This is a genomic window from Ensifer sp. YR511 (genome assembly GCF_900103045.1).
Lineage (GTDB): Bacteria > Pseudomonadota > Alphaproteobacteria > Rhizobiales > Rhizobiaceae > Ensifer > Ensifer adhaerens.
The window spans coordinates 736,603-753,769 of the sequence record NZ_FNGR01000001.1 but is presented as its reverse complement, the minus strand read 5'-3'; the positions used below and the strand labels follow the sequence as shown (position 1 = coordinate 753,769).

The 17,167-nt window shown below is 63.5% G+C and carries 13 protein-coding genes; 5 read left to right on the top strand and 8 right to left on the bottom strand.

Features of this window, described 5'->3' with window-relative positions; translation table 11 throughout:
* The first annotated feature begins 146 nt into the window (after positions 1-146).
* The 3 genes from ettA (at position 147) to metF (ending at position 4,384) form a co-directional block, all read left to right on the top strand.
* Positions 147-1,796, top strand: coding sequence for an energy-dependent translational throttle protein EttA (ettA, locus tag BLU15_RS03760; RefSeq protein ID WP_034792366.1), 1,650 nt, complete (start codon positions 147-149; stop codon positions 1,794-1,796).
* A gap of 618 nt (positions 1,797-2,414) precedes the next feature.
* On the top strand, positions 2,415-3,434 hold the full coding sequence (locus BLU15_RS03755) for an ArsR/SmtB family transcription factor (protein ID WP_034792368.1): 1,020 nt from the start codon (positions 2,415-2,417) through the stop codon (positions 3,432-3,434).
* Positions 3,435-3,436: 2 nt separating this feature from the next.
* Positions 3,437-4,384 (top strand): methylenetetrahydrofolate reductase [NAD(P)H], encoded by a 948-nt coding sequence (gene metF, locus BLU15_RS03750; protein ID WP_090294321.1) that lies wholly within the window; start codon positions 3,437-3,439, stop codon positions 4,382-4,384.
* Positions 4,385-5,127: 743 nt separating this feature from the next.
* Here metF and BLU15_RS03745 read toward each other — a convergent pair.
* The 5 genes from BLU15_RS03745 to BLU15_RS03725 all read right to left on the bottom strand — a co-directional run bounded on the left by BLU15_RS03745 (position 5,128) and on the right by BLU15_RS03725 (position 10,683).
* On the bottom strand, positions 5,128-6,066 hold the full coding sequence (locus BLU15_RS03745) for a DMT family transporter (RefSeq protein ID WP_060515915.1): 939 nt from the start codon (positions 6,064-6,066) through the stop codon (positions 5,128-5,130).
* Positions 6,067-6,358: 292 nt separating this feature from the next.
* The gene (locus BLU15_RS03740) at positions 6,359-7,588 is read right to left on the bottom strand and encodes a lytic murein transglycosylase (protein ID WP_034793581.1); all 1,230 of its coding nucleotides are present in this window, start codon (positions 7,586-7,588) and stop codon (positions 6,359-6,361) included.
* A gap of 141 nt (positions 7,589-7,729) precedes the next feature.
* The gene (locus BLU15_RS03735; RefSeq protein WP_034792376.1) at positions 7,730-8,521 is read right to left on the bottom strand and encodes a glycoside hydrolase family 25 protein; all 792 of its coding nucleotides are present in this window, start codon (positions 8,519-8,521) and stop codon (positions 7,730-7,732) included.
* Between the two features lie 239 nt (positions 8,522-8,760).
* Positions 8,761-9,396 carry a class I SAM-dependent methyltransferase gene (locus tag BLU15_RS03730; RefSeq protein ID WP_060515916.1) on the bottom strand — a complete coding sequence of 212 codons (636 nt, stop codon included), beginning with the start codon at positions 9,394-9,396 and terminating at the stop codon, positions 8,761-8,763.
* Positions 9,397-9,432: 36 nt separating this feature from the next.
* Positions 9,433-10,683 (bottom strand): BtaA family protein, encoded by a 1,251-nt coding sequence (locus tag BLU15_RS03725; protein ID WP_060515917.1) that lies wholly within the window; start codon positions 10,681-10,683, stop codon positions 9,433-9,435.
* A 179-nt stretch (positions 10,684-10,862) separates the two neighbouring features.
* On the opposite strand from BLU15_RS03725, the gene BLU15_RS03720 reads away from it, so the two are divergent.
* Positions 10,863-12,422 (top strand): EAL domain-containing protein, encoded by a 1,560-nt coding sequence (locus BLU15_RS03720; protein WP_090294320.1) that lies wholly within the window; start codon positions 10,863-10,865, stop codon positions 12,420-12,422.
* Between the two features lie 129 nt (positions 12,423-12,551).
* Positions 12,552-13,904 carry a serine hydrolase domain-containing protein gene (locus tag BLU15_RS03715; protein ID WP_090294319.1) on the top strand — a complete coding sequence of 451 codons (1,353 nt, stop codon included), beginning with the start codon at positions 12,552-12,554 and terminating at the stop codon, positions 13,902-13,904.
* 68 nt (positions 13,905-13,972) lie between these two features.
* On the opposite strand, the gene BLU15_RS03710 is transcribed toward BLU15_RS03715, so the two are convergent.
* The 3 genes from BLU15_RS03710 to BLU15_RS03700 all read right to left on the bottom strand — a co-directional run bounded on the left by BLU15_RS03710 (position 13,973) and on the right by BLU15_RS03700 (position 17,105).
* Positions 13,973-15,007 (bottom strand): lytic transglycosylase domain-containing protein, encoded by a 1,035-nt coding sequence (locus BLU15_RS03710; protein WP_090294318.1) that lies wholly within the window; start codon positions 15,005-15,007, stop codon positions 13,973-13,975.
* 116 nt (positions 15,008-15,123) lie between these two features.
* Positions 15,124-15,759 carry a LysE family translocator gene (locus tag BLU15_RS03705; protein ID WP_090294317.1) on the bottom strand — a complete coding sequence of 212 codons (636 nt, stop codon included), beginning with the start codon at positions 15,757-15,759 and terminating at the stop codon, positions 15,124-15,126.
* Between the two features lie 128 nt (positions 15,760-15,887).
* Entirely contained in the window at positions 15,888-17,105 is a 1,218-nt protein-coding gene (locus tag BLU15_RS03700; protein WP_060582683.1) for a pyrophosphate--fructose-6-phosphate 1-phosphotransferase, read from the bottom strand.
* Between the last annotated feature and the right edge of the window lie 62 nt (positions 17,106-17,167).

Here is a 17,167-nt window from a genome sequence, read left to right as displayed (position 1 = left end):
GCGCCTTCCGGGAGAGCCTGCCGGGCGTTCCGATGGGGATGTTCGTTTTGGGATAGGGCGGGGGCGGATGCCTTTGATCATTGCCCCCTTCCTATAATTCGCCTACATAGCGGGCAAATTTCCTTATCCCTGCGGAGCATTCCCTCATGGCACGTCAGTTCATCTACCATATGGCCGGGCTTAATAAGTCCTACGGCGCGAAGAAGGTTCTCGAGAACGTTCATCTGTCGTTCTACCCGGATGCCAAGATCGGTATCCTCGGCCCGAACGGCGCCGGTAAGTCGACGGTTCTGCGCATCATGGCCGGCCTCGACAAGGAATTCACCGGCGAGGCCTGGGTGGCCGAAGGTGCGACCGTCGGATACCTGCCGCAGGAGCCGCAGCTCGATCCGACGAAGACGGTGCTTGAAAACGCCATGGAAGGCGTCGCCAAGAAGAAGGCGATCGTCGACCGCTACAACGAACTGATGATGAACTATTCCGACGAGACGGCGGAAGAGGGCGCCAAGCTCCAGGATATCATCGACAGCCAGAACCTCTGGGATCTGGAAAGTCAGGTCGAAATGGCCATGGAAGCGCTGCGCTGCCCGCCGGGCGACGCGGAAGTCACCAACCTGTCGGGCGGTGAAAAGCGTCGTGTCGCGCTCTGCAAGCTGCTGCTCTCGCAGCCGGACCTGCTGCTCCTCGACGAACCGACCAACCACCTCGACGCCGAGACGATCGCCTGGCTCGAAAAGCACCTGCGCGAGTATCCGGGCGCCGTGCTGATGATCACCCACGACCGTTACTTCCTCGACAACGTCACCGGCTGGATCCTCGAGCTCGACCGCGGCCGCAGCATTCCCTACGAGGGCAACTACTCGGCCTACCTGGTTGCGAAGGCCAAGCGCATGCAGCAGGAAGGTCGCGAAGAGGCGTCCCGCCAGAAGGCGATCGCTCGCGAACAGGAATGGATTGCATCCAGCCCCAAGGCTCGTCAGGCCAAGTCCAAGGCGCGTATCCGCTCCTATGACGAACTGGTCAACGCGGCGGAAAACCAGCGTCCCGGCGACGCGCAGATCATCATCCCGGTCGGCGAACGTCTCGGCCAGGTGGTCATCGAGATGGAAGGCGTCACCAAGGGCTATGGCGATCGCCTGTTGATCGACGGCCTGTCGCTGAAGCTGCCGCCGGGCGGCATCGTCGGCATCATCGGCCCTAACGGCGCCGGTAAGACGACGCTCTTCCGCATGATCACCGGCCAGGAACAGCCCGACAGCGGCTCGATCCGCATCGGTGATACCGTGCACCTCGGCTATGTCGACCAGAGCCGCGACGCGCTCGACGGCAACAAGACCGTCTGGGAAGAAATCTCCGGCGGTGCTGAAGTCATCAAGCTCGGCAAGCACGAGATGAACTCGCGCGCCTATTGCTCGACCTTCAACTTCAAGGGCGGCGACCAGCAGCAGAAGGTCGGCAACCTCTCGGGCGGTCAGCGCAACCGCGTTCACCTCGCCAAGATGCTGAAGAACGGCGGCAACGTGCTGCTGCTCGACGAACCGACCAACGACCTCGACACCGAGACGCTGGCAGCGCTCGAAATCGCGCTCGAAAACTTCGCCGGTTGCGCCGTTATCATCAGCCACGACCGCATGTTCCTCGACCGCCTTGCCACGCACATCCTCGCCTTTGAAGGAGACAGCCAGGTCGAGTGGTTTGAAGGCAACTTCGAAGACTACGAGAAGGACAAGATCCGCCGCCTCGGCCCGGACTCGGTCAACCCGAAGCGCGTCACCTACAAGCGCCTGACGCGCTGATTTCAGCCGCCGCCATATCGCGGCGCTGGACCTTGCTGCGTCCGTTGAAGCGGGCGCTGCAACATTTGTTCTAGGAACGGGCGAGGCGCAGGCTTCGCCCGTTTTCCTTTGTCTCCTGACCTGAGGCGAAGACCAGCTGTCGCTCGGTTGCGCGCCAGGGTCTGTTTATCGCTGTGCCCGCGCGGGGGATGAACGTGCGGGACGCTCCAGGGGTCGGCGTAGCGATCAGCTCTGCGGTTGCCGTCCCGATGGCGGGCGCGAACGGGCGTTTGCAGGTTTGTCTATCGCTGCGGCGAGATGGGCTGGCGGATGACGCGTGCCTGGGGCGGCAGAGACGCGGATAGGGTGGCGTCCCAACACCGGGAAGGGCGCCGGGTTTGTCTCGGTTGGGTGGGGCTGCCCTCATTCGGGTCGTGAAGTCGGCCTATTAGAGGGGCCTTCGCAGGTCTTCTGACGTGCCGCCCGAGACATCGTTTGTGAGACATCGTTTGTGGCGCATGGCGTCCATACACACGCATCTGTTCCGCCGGCGCCATTGTTTGGCCTCTCCGCGCAAATCCGCTTGCGTCACCACCGCAAATCACATAAACATATCTTTATGTGTTGATGGGGATCGCTATGGCTCTGCAGAGAGAACTGGGTCTGGATGCGTTGGTGGACGTGCTGAAGGCGGCGGGCGAGCCGACCCGCATGCGTCTCGTCGCGCTTCTCGCCGCCGGCGATCTGACCGTCACCGATCTTACCGAAATTCTCGGTCAATCGCAGCCACGCATTTCCAGGCATCTGAAGCTGCTGGCGGAGGTCGAGCTGATCGACCGCTACCAGGAGGGCGCCTGGGCCTATTTCCGCCTCCGTCAGGACGGTGCCCGGGTCGGGCTCGTGCGGGCGATGCTGGCCTCCGCCTCCGTCGACGACGCGGTGTTGGCGCGTGATGCAGCCCGGCTCACCACCTTGAAGAAGGCGCGCTCGGAGAAGGCGCAGGCCTATTTCAGCCGCAACGCCGCCGGCTGGGACGAGCTTCGCCGCCTGCATGTCAGCGAGCGTGACGTCGAGGCGAAGCTGCGCGAAATGGTGGGCGACGAGCCGGTCGAAAGCTTGCTCGATCTCGGCACCGGCACAGGCCGCATCCTGCAGCTGTTCGAGGGCCTCTATCGTCGTGGTATCGGTGTCGACGCCAGCCGCGACATGCTTGCGGTGGCGCGCTCCAATCTCGATCGCGCCGGCATCACCAAGGCGTCGATCCGCCATGGGGACATCTTCAACCTGCCGCTCGACGGCCAGACCTTCGACCTCGTCACCATTCACCAGGTGCTGCATTTCCTCGAAGAGCCGGAAGCCGCGATCGCGGAAGCCGCGCGCATGCTGATGCCGGGTGGACGGCTGGTCATCATCGACTTCGCGCCGCACGGGCTTGAGCATCTGCGCGACGAGCACGCCCATGCGCGCCTCGGCTTCTCGCATCAGGCGATGGCCGATTGGCTGGCGAAGGCTGGCCTTGTGCTCGAGAAGACCACGGATCTTTCGCCTGAGGGGGCGAATGATGGAAAATTGACGGTGACGATCTGGCTCGCGCGTGATCGGCGGGCCGTGAACGAGAATGAAACGCCACGGCCGCGTGTCCAGGCGGGGGGAGTATAATAATGACGGCACAGACGCTTTACCCGGCCGAACGCGGCAATCTCCGGCTCTCCTTCGAATATTTCCCGCCCAAGACCGACGAGATGGAAGCGCAGCTCTTCCAGACGGCAGACGACCTTTCGGTCTTCGGTCCGGCCTTCATCACCGTCACCTACGGCGCCGGCGGCTCGACCAAGGCGCGTTCGCTGACGACGGTCAGGCGATTGATCGCGGAAAGCGGCTTTGCCAATACCGCCGCGCACCTGACCTGCGTCGGCGCGCCGAAGGCGGAGGTCGATGCGGTGATTGACGAGTACCTCAGCTTCGGCGTCCGCCACTTCGTGGCGCTGCGCGGCGATCCGCAGGGCGGCATCGGCAGCACTTACCAGCCGCATCCCGAGGGTTACGCCAGCAGCACCGACCTCGTGCGGGCGATCCGTGCGCGCGGGGACGACATCGAGATTTCCGTCTCCTCCTATCCGGAGAAGCACCCGGAAAGCCCTGACGTCGCCGCTGACATCGACATGCTGAAGCGCAAGGTCGATGCGGGCGCAACCCGGGCGCTGACCCAATTCTTCTTCGACAACAATGATTTCGAGCGCTACTTGGAACGAGTGCGGCGCGCTGGCGTCAACATCCCGATCGTGCCGGGCATCCTGCCGATCAACAATCTGGCGCAGGTGCAGAAATTCGCTGGCCTTTGTGGCGCCACCGTGCCGGAGGCGATCGTCACGCGGCTTGTGCATCTCGAGGACCAGCCGGTCGAGCGCTTCAAGGAGGCGACCCACATCGCCGCCGAGCAGATCGTCGATCTCGCCCGGCGCGGCGTACGCGATTTCCATATCTATTCGATGAACCGCACGCCGCTGGTGACAGCCGTGCTGGATCTCGTCGGTTTCGAGCGGGTCTCTGTGGAAGCGGTGGGCGCGATCGATGCACCGCGGATGGTGGCGGCCGGCGCGGCCGCCTGACCTTCGCTCGCACCTTGCGACGGGCAAGGTGCGCTTCGCCATGTTGAACTTCCGAATGGCTGCGAACGCGCCGCGTGTCCTGGCAGACAGAGGTCGCCGCCGCGCTTTGGTATGGCTCCATGCCTTTTGGGGTCTCTTCGGCTGCGGTCGCAGCAAGCGTCCCGATCGCTACAGCATCCACCAAAAAGGAAAGCGCCCGAAGATCGATCTTCAGGCGCTTTCTCGTTTGTCGCAGCGTCTAGACCTTATGCTCTCTTGGCGGTCTAACTGGCTTGGTGCTGCAAAATGGTTTCCCGGAAATTTAAGTCCCTATTCGGTTTGGACTCTCAGCGGCCGCTCCTCAGATGAAGAGCATCGTGGCCACGAATACGAACGCTGCACTGATCATGATGACATTCAGCGAATGTGTAAGGCCCATGGAAGACCCTCCCTGCGTTAACGCGTTAAAACATAGGGCGAAATCACGACACGTTAAAGGGAAACTTGTGCTGCAGTGCGAAATGCGTGAGCCGGCGCTGCCTTATTCACAGGCCTATAGTTCTGATTTTATTTAATTTTCCAGGCTGCCACATTTTTTTCACAATCGCTTCAGCAAGGTTAATATAAACGTTTGTTACCGTGCGTGAGTGGCCCGGAGCGGGACGAAAATCGGCCGTCGATTCCCCCGCAAACCATGTCTTTTTCACGCGGTGCGAAGCACTCAAGGTGTGTGGGCTTTTCCTGTAACCGACCACGATCAGACGTCAGGCGACCCGCCGGAAACGCAGGATTCGACCGTCGAGCACGGCGAGGCCGAGGGCGATCAGCACCATGCCGGCGAAATCGGCCGCCTGCAGCGTCTCCCCGAGAAAGAGGTAGCCGAGCAAGATCGCGCTTGGCGGCACCAGCAGGGTGACCAGTGAGGCATTGGTGGCGCCGGCCGCGCGCATGATGCGGAAAAAAAGGATGTAGGCATAGGCCGTCGAAACCAGCGCCAGGCCGAGGATCGACAGGATCACCTCGACGGGCGGCATCGGCAGCAGCCAAGGCGTGTCGGTAAAGGCGGCCACCGGCAGCGCGATCAGCGTCGAGGCGGTCAGCTGGCCTGCGGCCGTCACGGGAGGCGCGAGATCGCGGAAGCGTTTGCCGTAGGTCGCTGCGAAACCATAGCTGATGGCGGCAAGCACCGGCAGCAGCAGCGCCCAGAGCGGCACGCTGCTTGTGGTGCCGAAGAGACCGGCAACGGCGCTCGGCCCGATCAGGACGACGGTGCCGGCGAGCCCGAGCAGACAGCCGGCGATCTTGGCGGAACTCAGCTTCTCGTCCTCGGTCGCCATGTTGGCGATGATCACGGTCCAGACCGGCGTCGTGGCGTTGAGGATCGCCGCCAGTCCGGCGCCGATATGGGTTTGTCCAAGGAAGATGAAGGCGTGCGGAATGGCGTTGTTGATCAGTCCCATCAGCGCGAATTCGCGCCAGCGGCCGGCAAGCGCCTCGTACATGCCGAAGCGGCCGCGGATGTAGATATGCAGCGCCAGGGCTGCCAGGCCCAAACGCAGGAACACCAGCGTGAAGGGCGGCACATGGGCGACGGCAACGCGGGCGAAGAAGAACGATCCGCCCCAGATCAGGCCGAGCAGGGCAAGCAGCGCCCAGGTCCCGGCGCTCATCTGATTGCCATCGACGGTGCTTCGCGCATTCATGGTGATGCCTATCGTGCTGATTGCGTGGTGGCGTCAGTCTCCCTCCGCCGGGTGGACGCCATGGCGCAAGCGCCTGGTTACCGCTCCCGGATCGGTTGTGCTCCGACACAGGATACATAGCCCGGCACGCCCGGCGGAACCACCCGGTTCTTGCGGCGATGATGAGGGCGGCATGCGTGGGGGCGAGCCGGTGGGCTCTCATACCGGGATCCGGTCGGCCGTTGTGGCATGAAAAAACCCCGGAGATCGATCCGATCTCCGGGGGTCATGGTTTTGAAACGGCGGTTCGGGCTTAAAGCGCGTTCAGGAGTTCGAGCGTCGCCCAGCCGTCGGCCGGACGGCCGAGGCGGAGCTGCTCCTTCTGGAGTGCCGCGCGGGTGCCGGAGCCGAGGATGCCGTCGATCTTGCCGACATCGTGGCCGAGCGTCTGCAGCTTGCTCTGCAGTGCCTTCATGCCGGTGTCGTCGAGGCCCGGTTCCGGATTGCCGCCTTCATAGGTCGGCGCGCCGCCGAGACGGGTCGCGAAATAGGCGGCAGACGTCGTGTAGATGAACGACTGGTTCCACTCGAGATAAACGTTGAAGTTGGGGTAGGTGAGGAAGGCCACGCCCTTGCGGCCCTGTGGCAGCACCAGCGAGGCTTCAAGGTTGCCGAAGGCGGTGTCGCCGTTGCGCGGCTTGACGCCGAGCGCGAACCAGTCGCTGGCCTTCATGCCCGGCTGCAGGCCGGTTTTTTCCCAGGGGAGTTGCTCGGGAACGCTGACTTCCTGGATTACCGGCTGGCCAGCCTTGTAGCCGAGGCTCTGGATGAACTTGGCGGCGGTCAGGATCGCGTCGGGCGAGCTCTTCTTCAGGTTCACGTGGCCGTCGCCGTCGCCATCGACGCCATAGGCGATGATGTCTTCCGGCAGCATCTGCACCTGGCCGATCTCGCCGGCCCAGGCGCCTGTCGTCGTCGCCGGGTCGAGGTCGCCATGCTGGACCATCTCGATCGCAGCGATCAGCTGCGGGCGGAACATCTCTGGACGGCGGCAGTCGTGGGACAGCGTCACCAGCGCGTCGCGGGTGTTGAAGTCGCCCTGGACGGCGCCGAAGTCGGTCTCCATCGCCCAGAAGGCGGTGATGACCGGGGCCGGCACGCCGAATTCTTTCTCTGCGCGAGCAAAGACGTCAGCATATTCCTTCATCTTCTGCTGGCCGATATCGAGGCGCGACTTGCTGACGGTGCGTTTGGAGAATTCGGTGAAGGTCTGCTTGAAGACGCCCTGGGTGCGGTCGCGGCTGAGCACCTTTTCATTGATGGCGGCACCGGCGAGCGCCCGGTCAGCGACATCGGCCGGAACGCCCTTGGCGACCGCTTCGGCCTTCACGCCCTGAAGGAAGGTTGCGAGATCGCCACCGCAGGCAACGGCCGGGGATGCCGTCTTCGCGCCTGTCGAGGCTGCGGTCTGGGCGGCGGCGGCCGAGGCGGTCAGCGCCAGAAGAGCGACGGAGGCAAGCGCGCGCCGGGCTGTGCGGGTCATCATGAAATTCCTTTCTTTGCCGTGGGGCGCCTTGCACCACCACGGGCAATCAAATCGCTGAGAAATCTGCCGTTGCTCTCTCAGAGCATTATGACCGAAAGAAGAAAATGGGTCTTCCTGCCGCACCTGCCGGCAGGAATGTCAGTTCTGCTTCGGCTGCGAGACCGCGGCGACCCAGTTCTTCCAGTTTTTCGCCGAGCCGGCGAAGACATTGATATCGGTGGCGCCGTCGATGCCGGGGATGACCCCGGTGCTGGTATATTGCCAGAACGCCCAGCGGCGCTCGACATAGACCTCACCCGGATGCTTGGCGACCGAGCGCACCCAGAAGTGATGTTCCTTGAACTGGTCGACGAGATTGTCGCGGTGGAAGTCGACCGAGGTGTAGATGATCGGGCGCTTGCCGTAATGGGCTTCGAGCCGGTCCATGAAGCGCTTCATCTCGACGCGCACTTCGTCCGGCGTCGGGCGATGGCGGCAGGTCTTCGATTCGCCGTTCCACTCGACGTCGAGAACCGGCGGCAGGTAGACGGCGCTCTTCGGCACGTTGGCGATGAACCAATCGGCCTGGTCGTCGGCGGTCGAGCAGAAATAGTAGAAGTGATAGGGCGCATAAGGGATGCCGGCGGCCCGTGCCTTCTGCCAGTATTCGGGAAAGCGGGTATCGACCCGGTCCTTGCCTTCCGTCGCCTTGATGAAGGCGAAGGAGACGCCCGAGTTCTTCACCTTCATCCAGTCGATATCGCCATTCCATTTCGAAACGTCGATGCCGTGGATATTGTGGTGCTGTGGGGTCCGGTCGCCGAAGTTCTGCGGGTCCGTATCGTGGAAGCGCGGCGGGATCGATGCCGTCTGCATCAGGTCATAGTCGGTCGACGAGCAGCCGGAAAGAAGGGTGGCAAGCGGCAAGAGAGCCAGGAGAAGCCGGCGCATGATTTTCCTGTCTAGAGACGATCGATGATCCTGCCTCACACGATGGCTTCCTGTCGGTGATTTCCCCAGTGAGGCGTGAACCCCATTTTCACCATATCATCGTAAAAATTGAGTTAGCTCAAGCGGGAATTGCGGACGGCAGAAAAGCGCAAAAGCGCCGAAAACCAGGCGGTTTCGGCGCTTGCCGGAATGGCTGCCCTCAGGCGGGATGCAAAACCTTTGTGTAAACCGCCTGCCGCTCAGGCGGCGATCGCCACGGAAGGGCGGTGATAGACGGCGAGCCAGGCATAGCCGCGGCCGATCGTGCGCCGCTCGAGATCGGCGCCATTTTCGCGGGCTTTTTCGCGTAACACGTCGAACAGCCGCTCGCGCGGCGTCACGTGGAAGCGATTGAGCCAGCCGTGCAGCGCCCGGCGGAAGCTCGTCGGCAGGCGTTCCTGCTGGCCGAAATCGGCAATGTGCAGCGAACCGCCCGGATTAAGCGCTGCGATCGCCGCGTCGATCGCCTTCTGCCAGTCGGGGATCATCGACAGCGAGTAGGAGATGACGATGTGATCGAAACCCCTTTCGCCGAAGATCGCCGGGTCGAAGTCCGTTGCGTCGGCGACATGCAGCGTGGCGCGCCTGTTGCCGCCACGGTTGAGCTTCGCGCCGGCCGAGGTCAGCATTTCCTGGGATATGTCGAGCCCGAACAGGCGGGCCGACGGGAAACAGCGGCCGATCAGCGCCAGATTGCGGCCGGTGCCGCAGCCGACCTCAAGCACCGAGGCACCGGAGGCCGGGTTCATGTCGCGGATCAGCGTGTCGCGGCCGAAGAGGTAGTACTTCCGCGTGAGATCGTAGAAGTGCCGCTGATAGCGGTACATATGGTCCATGCGCCGCGCGTGGGAGATCCCGGCCTGTTGCACGTCTCAGCCCTTCCTGCGGTAGATGTGGAAGCCGCCATAGATGGCGGAGCGGTCTTCGGCGCCGAGCCGTAGCGAGGTTTCGGCATCGTAGTGCCACTGGTCGAGCAGGGCCGGGGAGACACGGCCGGGCAGGATGCTGTCTTCCGCCGCGGTGCGGAAGATCACCACTGCGCCCTCATCCGCCGTGCGGGTGATCTCGGTCCAGAGGTCGTTCAGCTGCTGGTCGGTCATCCAGTCCTGCGCGTCGAGCAGGATATAGCGGTCGACCGAGCCGGCGGATTTGCCGGCGAGAAGCTCGGTGAAGCTTGCGTGATGCACCTCGACGCGCTCGGCATTGTTGCGGATCGCCTCATAGGCGCCGGCGTCGAGATAGGGCGGCAGGTCGCCTTCATGCGGCAGCGGGTAGCGGCGGCCGAAGGCCTGCCAGGCGAAGTAGTTTTCGCGCAGCGGGAAGTGACAGGTGAGCTTCTCCAGGCGATGGCGCAGAACGGCGGCGAGCGACTTTTCGGCACTCAGGCTTGCGAGCTCGTCGAACTGCTGCGGCGGAATGCCGAGGCCGAAGAGCGAGCTCTTGCGCCCGGTGATCCAGCGGATGACGGGACGATCGAAGAGCGGTGCCAGGCGCTCGTCGAAGAACTGTCGCTGTTCACGCATGGAGCGCGCCTGGACGAAGTCCTCCGGATTGACCCCGTGCAGGCGGGCAAGCAGGTGGCTGGCTGCAATGAAGCGGCCGAGCAGACCGGTGCGGTAGATATTGCGGCCAAAGACGCCGATACGCCGGCGACCGGTCATGTCGCGGCCGGTCCAGTAGCTGCGCGTCGCTGTATCAAGCTTCGGCGCGAGGAAAAGATCGAAAGCCTGGACGTTGGTCGTCGTGCCCTGGATCGCCAGGAAGCGCGTGACATCCTTGTGGCTCGGCAGATGGCGGAAGGCTGCGAGCTTCAGGCGGTTGAGCGCGATATGGTGCGGGTTGAGGTCGACGACGTCTATTTTCCGTGGGCCGGCCGACAGATAGGTCAGCATGTTGCAGCCGCCGGAGCCGATGGTGACGATCCGGCTTTCCGGGGTCAGTTGCATCGCCTCCATGTCGACGATCGGATCTTCCCAGATCTGCGGATAGACGAGGCCCGAAAAGAGCAGGCCGAACAGACGTTCCGAGAAGCCTGCGAGGGAGAGGGTCTTGTGCTGGAGCAGGGCGTTTTTCAGCTTCGGATTTTTTCTGCCAAAGCCAACGTCGGAAGCGATTTCATTCATCTCAGACGGTCATCCAGTTGAAACTTAGGCGCTTCTAAAGTGACTCGGCTACACTTTGATGACGGGCTTTCTCACAGGGCCGGGGCGGTCTCCGGAATGCAAATCTACAATTTTTCACCCATAAGAATTCATTAAACCCTGACGTGCTAGCACCGCCTTACATACGGGGGGGCGTCGACATGATGTTAGGTACGTTTCTGCCGAAGCCCGAGCAGCGATTTGCGGCTGCCGGCGCGGCATTGGGGGCTCTGGTTTCTGTGGCGTGGCTTGCCAGCGGAACCGGTCTTCCCGACCAGATGGCGCCGCATTGGGACGTCCCTGCCGTTATGGCGGCCGGCGCCATGCCTTTCATCCTCGGCGGCTCCTTCTATCGCTGGCGCTACTCGCGCCGGCTCGAGCTGGAGCTGCGTGCCGCGCGGCGCGCCGAGCGTCGCCTGCGCAACGAAGTCCATCGCGACAAGCTGACTGGGCTTGCAAACCGCGCTGCGCTCGAGGCCGATATCAGCCAGGCACTCAGCGCAGAAGGTGCCGCGTTTGCGCGCAACGCCTTGCTTCTTCTCGATCTCGATCGCTTCAAGGTGATCAACGACACGCTGGGACATGACGCCGGCGACCGGTTGCTGGCTCTGTTCGGCGCCCGGCTCAGGCGTGCCTTTGCCGGCGAGGCGACGGTCTACCGCCTCGGCGGTGACGAGTTCGTGCTTGCGGCCGCGTGCGCGCCGTCTCAGGCCGATGCGGAAATGCTCGCAACGCGGGTGGAAAAGCTGTTCGAAGCGCCGTTCGATCTCGGGGAAACGCGCATCGCTTCAGGCTGCAGCATCGGCATCGCCTTCATCGAGCGGTCGGACAAATCGACATCCGACGTGTTGAAAAGGGCGGACCTGGCGCTTTACGAAGCCAAGGCGATCAGCGGCAACAGTCATGCCTTCCACTCGGAAACCCTGAGCCATGCCGTGCGGCAGCGGGCGGAAGCCGAGCGCGATCTTACGCGCGGTTTCGAGGCAGAGGAGTTCTTCCTCGCATTCCTGCCGATCCTCGGCATCGAAAACGGCTCCATCGGTGGGTTCCAGGCGCTGCTGCGCTGGCGGCATCCGCATCTCGGCGTCATCGGCGCGGAAACGTTCGAGCCGCCGGAGCAGAGCGCGACTACGCTGGCGCTTGCCGCCTGGGCGCTTCAGTCCGCCTGCAGGCAGGCGGCCGGCTGGTCTTTCCCGAAAGGGCTGACGATTGCGCCCTTCGTCTCGCAACTGCGCGACCGCGATTTCGTCACGCAGGTGGAGCGGTGCCTTTCGGATGCTGGCCTTTCGCCGGAACGCCTGACGATCGAGGTCGCCGAGGGCGTCTCGACGGACGATCTCGTCATCGTCACCGAAAACTTGCGGGGGCTGCGCGCGCTCGGCGTTCGCGTCGCGCTTGGCGGCGGCTCCGCCTCGTCGCTGCCCCTGAACCAGATCTCCGACGTGCAGCCCGACCAGGTGACCGTCGATCTCGCCGCCGTGCGGGCCGCACATGGCAGCGAACGCAGCGTGGCGTTGCTCGCCTGCCTGATCAAGACCGGACAGGTGCTGCGGCTTTCGATCGCCGTCAGCGGTGTCGAGAAGGAGAGCGAGGCGGATTGCGCGCGGGCCTGTGGCGCTGCCGAGATCCGCGGTCCCTGGGTTTCGCCTGTTATGGCCGACGTGTCGGTGCTCGTCGGCGACGGCGAAGCGGGAGAGGCGCGCCTCTCTGCGGGCGCGTGAGCGAGAGCTCGAAGCGCTGCACTTTTTTCGACTGCTTGTGCGTTTTTCCAATATGAAAAGTTGAGGCGGCCGGGGCTTTCCCTTGCAGCAAAATGCTGGTTCTCTTTGCGCATCAGGCCGGAGGATCGCATGGGACGTTTGTTGAAGATTTCGGGTGCCGTGCTGGCGCTGATCGTCGTCGGTCTGTTCGGTTGGCTTGCGCTGGCGCCGCCGCAACTGCTGAAGGTCGGCGACGGCTATGCGGCAAAAATCGTCTGTTCCAACGTCTTCATCGCCGGGCGCGATGCCCAGGCTGTGCTCGCCGACGACGTGCAGGCCCCCGGCCATCCGTTGCTCAAGCTGGTGCGCGTCGATGTCGACAAAGAGAAACAGGTGGTGACGGCACGCATCCTTGGTTTTGCCGCCCCCGGTTATGCGGCCTATCGTCCGGGTGCCGGCTGCGCCAGCCTGCCGGACGGCGATGCCGCGGCTCTGGCACCGATCGAAACGAAAACCGCCGCTTCAGCGCCCGTGCCGGGTGTGGCCTGGCCCGAAGGCGAGGGGGCTGTGATCGAGCCGACCTTGCAGAAGCTCGTCGAAGACGCTGACCTCGCCGGGCCGGGCATGCGGGCGATCGCCGTGATCCACGACGGCCAACTGGTGGCGGAAACCTATGGCCAGGGTTTCGACCGTTCGACGCCGTTGCTCGGCTGGTCGATGACCAAGTCGGTGACGGCGGCGCTGATTGGCCTCAGGATTGCAGAAGGGCGCATGGACGTGTCGCAGGGCGACCTGCTGCCGGAATGGGCCGGGGACGAGCGGGCGGGCATCACGCTTGCCGACCTGATGGGGATGCAGAGCGGACTTGCCTTCAACGAGAATTATGGCGCCGTCACCGACGTGACGCGCATGCTCTATCTGGAAAGGGACATGGCGGGTTTTGCCGCGACGCGGACGTTGGGTGCAAAGCCCGGCACGAACTTCAGCTATTCCAGCGGCACCAGCACGCTGTTGTCGCGGATCTGGATGCGCACCTTCGACGATCCGGCGGCAGCGCTTGCCTTTCCCTATGACGCTTTGTTTGCGCCGCTCGGCATGACGAGCGCCGTCCTGGAGACGGACGAGAGCGGCACCTTCGTCGGTTCCTCCTACATGTATGCGACGACGCAGGACTGGGCGCGGTTCGCGCAGCTCCTGCTGCAGGATGGTGTCTGGAAGGGGAGGGCGATGCTACCGAAGGACTATGTCGCCTTCATGCGCACGCCGACCAAGGCATCGGGCGGCAAATACGGCCAGGGCCAGGTATGGCTGGAGGAAAACGGCGTGCGGGCGGGAACGGGCAGTTTCCCGGCGGATGCCTTCTGGATGCTCGGGCATGACGGCCAGGTGATCATGCTGGTGCCTTCGTTGAAGCTGGCGGTCGTGCGGCTGGGGCTTACGCCTTCGCGGCTCGGCTATGACGTGCAGAAGCTCAACGCCAAAGTAATAGAGGCGCTCGATTGAGCGCCTCGTAAGGGGATTCCTGAACCATCGAGAAGCAGCTTCGCTTCGGGCCAGCCGGGGTGGCCGGCTTACTTCATGCCGAGCTCTTCGAGCAGGCCCTTGCGCTTGGCGTGATAGTAATAGCCGCTGGCATAGAGCTTGACTGCGCTGTCATGCTGGTTGTCGGCCACCATCCAGGCGCCATGCAGATACTTGGTCGCGTATTTGAGGTTGGTTTCCGCGTCGAACAGACCTTCCGCCGGACCGTCATAGCCGAGACCCTTGGCGGTGTTGTAGCGGATCTGCATCAGGCCGTAATTGCCCTTGCTGTAGGCGCGCGGATTGTAGTTGCTCTCGCGCTTGACGACGCGGTGCACCAGTTCCACCGGAATGCCGTTGAGATCGGCATAGTACTTGATCATCTTGTCGAGTTCGGGACGCGAGCTCGTCGGCGTCTTGGTGAACTTCATCGAATCCGGGATGACGTTGGCGACTGCGGCCACCGTCGAGCCGATGACGCCGGTCTTCGGGCGCTCGGTCGGAACGATCATGCGGTTGGCGACCAGCGTTTCGAGGCCGACCGGTTCGCCGGTGTCGAAGTCCGATTCCATCGCGGCTGCAACTGCGAGCGTCGAGACCGGCAGGTCCTGGACGCGAGCGGTCTTGGTTGCCGCCGGCGAGAGGGCGGCGGATGCCACCTGAGTGGAGTCGGCGGGCGAGGGGGCTTCCGCAGCGGCAATCGCCGCGCTGGCGCCGGTCTGCGTCGTCGGGGCAACCATGGCAAGCGCCATGGTGTCGCCCGGCTTGGCCGCGGGGACCGCGACCAGTGCGGGTGCTGCTTCCGCACCCTGTGCCAGATCGGTCGCGACCGGATAGGTGGCGGCGACGCCAGCGGTCTGAGCCGTCAAGGCCGCGCTCGTTGCGGTAGCGGCGCCGTCGGGCGTCGGCAGTGCATAGGCGGTCATTTCGGTGCCGGGCTTTGCGAGGGGCGTAACCGTCTGCACGGCCGTGAGGTCTGCCAGCGACGTGTGCTCTACCGTTGAGCATCCCGAGACGATGGTCGCCGACAACAAAGCTGCCAGGCCAAACGTCTGTTTGGAAAGGGAAATACGGTAATTCGCCATTCTGTCACTTTCGTGCTTCTGGGCCCCGTAGCCCCTGCAAATCAGCGGTTGCCAGCCGCCAAGCGTGAATCTCCATTAACCTATGAGGCTGGCGGCGGCAAGCGTGGGGTCGAATTTCAGGCCGTGGCCCGCTTCATCGTGGCCGTCAAAAGCCCGGCGCCGAGCAGCATGGAGCCGCCGGCGCGGTTGACGATCCGCCGCACATTCGGCTTGGAAATCGTGCTGCGGGCGGCGGTCGCAAGGGCTGCATAGAGGCTGGCATTGAGGATCGCGAGCGTGAGGAACGTCAGCTCGAAAATCGCCATCTGGGTAAAGAGCGGCTGGCTGAGATCGAGGAACTGCGGCAGGAAGGCGACGAAGAAGACGATGCTCTTCGGGTTCAGCGCAGTCACCGCATAGGTATGAAAGAAGATGCGAAGCGGGCGTTCCGTCGACGTGGTTTCGAGGTCGGCGTCGCCGCCGGCGGCCACCGGCGCGCGCCAGAGCTTGATGCCGAGCCAGATAAGATAGGCAGCGCCCACCCATTTCAAGACGGTGAAGATGGGGGCAGAGGTGGCAAGCAGGGCGCCGAGGCCGAGCATGGAGGCGGTCATGGCGGTGAAATCGCCGAGCGCCACACCGGCGACCGTCGCGCCCGCCGTCTTGCGGCCATGGCCGAGCGCGTAGGAAATGACGAGGAGAATGGTGGGGCCGGGGATGGCGAGCAGCACGGCCGAGGCCGCGGCAAAGGCAAACCAGTGTTCGAACGACATGAAAAAGCTCCGCGCTGAAGGTGGTGTTCGGCAATCAATTCGCCGAGCCAGCCACGGAAACGCGGAGCCGTCAACGTCTAATCAAGCGTTGTCGGCGGGTGGCATATCCACCCGCCGGCAAGTGTCGGTCAGTGCTTCTGGGCCTTCCACTTCTGGCCGATGACATCCATCACCTCGCCGAACCACTTGGTGGAGGTATCGAACTGCTTGCCGCCCTTGATGCGAGGGAATTCGATGGTGCGCAGCTTGCCGCCCTGGTCTTCGTCGTGACCGGTGACGCCCGAGACCTTGTTGAGGGCGCTTTCGACGGCAAGGTCGACCATGCCCTGGATCAGGCGCAGGTCGTCGCCGTTGGCCGGGGCCGAGCGGGCGTAGTAGCCAGATTTCTGCACCATCGAGCGTTCGGCGCCGAGAAGGGCTGCAAACTGCTTGGAGAACCAGTTGCCGACATTGATCGTGTCGATCTTCACGTGGCCGAAGGCATCGCGCTTGATGGTCTCGCCGGCTGCTTCCCGCTCGGCGACAATGGCGTCGAGGCAGGCGCCTTCACTGACGAACAGCGTCACGAAGCCGGTGCGGTCCATAACCTTGCGCAGGCGATCGGCTTCGCCCTGCAGGTCGAACTTCATCTCCGGCAGATAGAGGCCGTCGATGTTCTTCATCTGGCGGTTCATCATGAAGCCGTCGACGAATTCCTTGTCGTCGGTCATCTGGATGTAGGAGCGGGCGGTGGCTGCCGTCAGCCAGCCGCTATGGCGGCCCATGACTTCATGGACGACGAGCGTGCGCGGGGCGGCACTCTGTTCGTTGCTGACATTGTCGAAGAAGCGGGCGCCGTATTCGGCGGCCGTCCAGGCGCCGAGCGTCTGGCGGATCGGAACGACGTCGTTGTCGACGGTTTTCGGCAGGCCGACCACGGTCAGGTCGTAGCCGTTGGCGCCGAGATAGGCGGCAAGGTCGGCAGCGGTCGTGTTGGTGTCGTCGCCGCCGATGGTGTGCAGGATCGAAATGCCGTCCTTGGCAAGGCGCTCGGCTGCGACACGCAGCGGGTTTTCGCCTTCCTTGACCAGGCCGCGCTTGACGCAGTCGGCGGCGTTGGTGAGCTTGACGCGGCTGTTGCCGATCGGCGAGCCGCCATGGCGATGCAGGATATGGGCCTTTTCGCGCATGTCGCGCGTAATTTCGATCTGGTCTCCAAGGAGTACGCCCTGGTAGCCCGAGCGATATGCGACCAGCTCATATTCGGGTGCTACGTCCGTATAGCGCTCGATCAGTCCTCCAACGGCCGATGACAGACAGGGCGCGAGCCCGCCGGCCGTCAGCATTGCGACTTTTTTCTTGGCCATGTTTCCTCCTCGGGACTTTGGCATGCGATGGGTGCGGCCTCCATAGCGCAAATCAGATGGAA

What these genes read in the sequence shown, in the direction of transcription:
- BLU15_RS03705 (WP_090294317.1), bottom strand. Translation starts at nt 15,759, where the DNA reads ATGTCGTTCGAACACTGGTTTGCCTTTGCCGCGGCCTCGGCCGTGCTG.
- BLU15_RS03720 (WP_090294320.1), top strand. Translation starts at nt 10,863, where the DNA reads ATGATGTTAGGTACGTTTCTGCCGAAGCCCGAGCAGCGATTTGCGGCT.
- BLU15_RS03755 (WP_034792368.1), top strand. Translation starts at nt 2,415, where the DNA reads ATGGCTCTGCAGAGAGAACTGGGTCTGGATGCGTTGGTGGACGTGCTG.
- BLU15_RS03700 (WP_060582683.1), bottom strand. Translation starts at nt 17,105, where the DNA reads ATGGCCAAGAAAAAAGTCGCAATGCTGACGGCCGGCGGGCTCGCGCCC.
- BLU15_RS03710 (WP_090294318.1), bottom strand. Translation starts at nt 15,007, where the DNA reads ATGGCGAATTACCGTATTTCCCTTTCCAAACAGACGTTTGGCCTGGCA.
- BLU15_RS03730 (WP_060515916.1), bottom strand. Translation starts at nt 9,396, where the DNA reads ATGGACCATATGTACCGCTATCAGCGGCACTTCTACGATCTCACGCGG.
- BLU15_RS03745 (WP_060515915.1), bottom strand. Translation starts at nt 6,066, where the DNA reads ATGAATGCGCGAAGCACCGTCGATGGCAATCAGATGAGCGCCGGGACC.
- ettA (WP_034792366.1), top strand. Translation starts at nt 147, where the DNA reads ATGGCACGTCAGTTCATCTACCATATGGCCGGGCTTAATAAGTCCTAC.
- BLU15_RS03715 (WP_090294319.1), top strand. Translation starts at nt 12,552, where the DNA reads ATGGGACGTTTGTTGAAGATTTCGGGTGCCGTGCTGGCGCTGATCGTC.
- BLU15_RS03725 (WP_060515917.1), bottom strand. Translation starts at nt 10,683, where the DNA reads ATGAATGAAATCGCTTCCGACGTTGGCTTTGGCAGAAAAAATCCGAAG.
- metF (WP_090294321.1), top strand. Translation starts at nt 3,437, where the DNA reads ATGACGGCACAGACGCTTTACCCGGCCGAACGCGGCAATCTCCGGCTC.
- BLU15_RS03740 (WP_034793581.1), bottom strand. Translation starts at nt 7,588, where the DNA reads ATGACCCGCACAGCCCGGCGCGCGCTTGCCTCCGTCGCTCTTCTGGCG.
- BLU15_RS03735 (WP_034792376.1), bottom strand. Translation starts at nt 8,521, where the DNA reads ATGCGCCGGCTTCTCCTGGCTCTCTTGCCGCTTGCCACCCTTCTTTCC.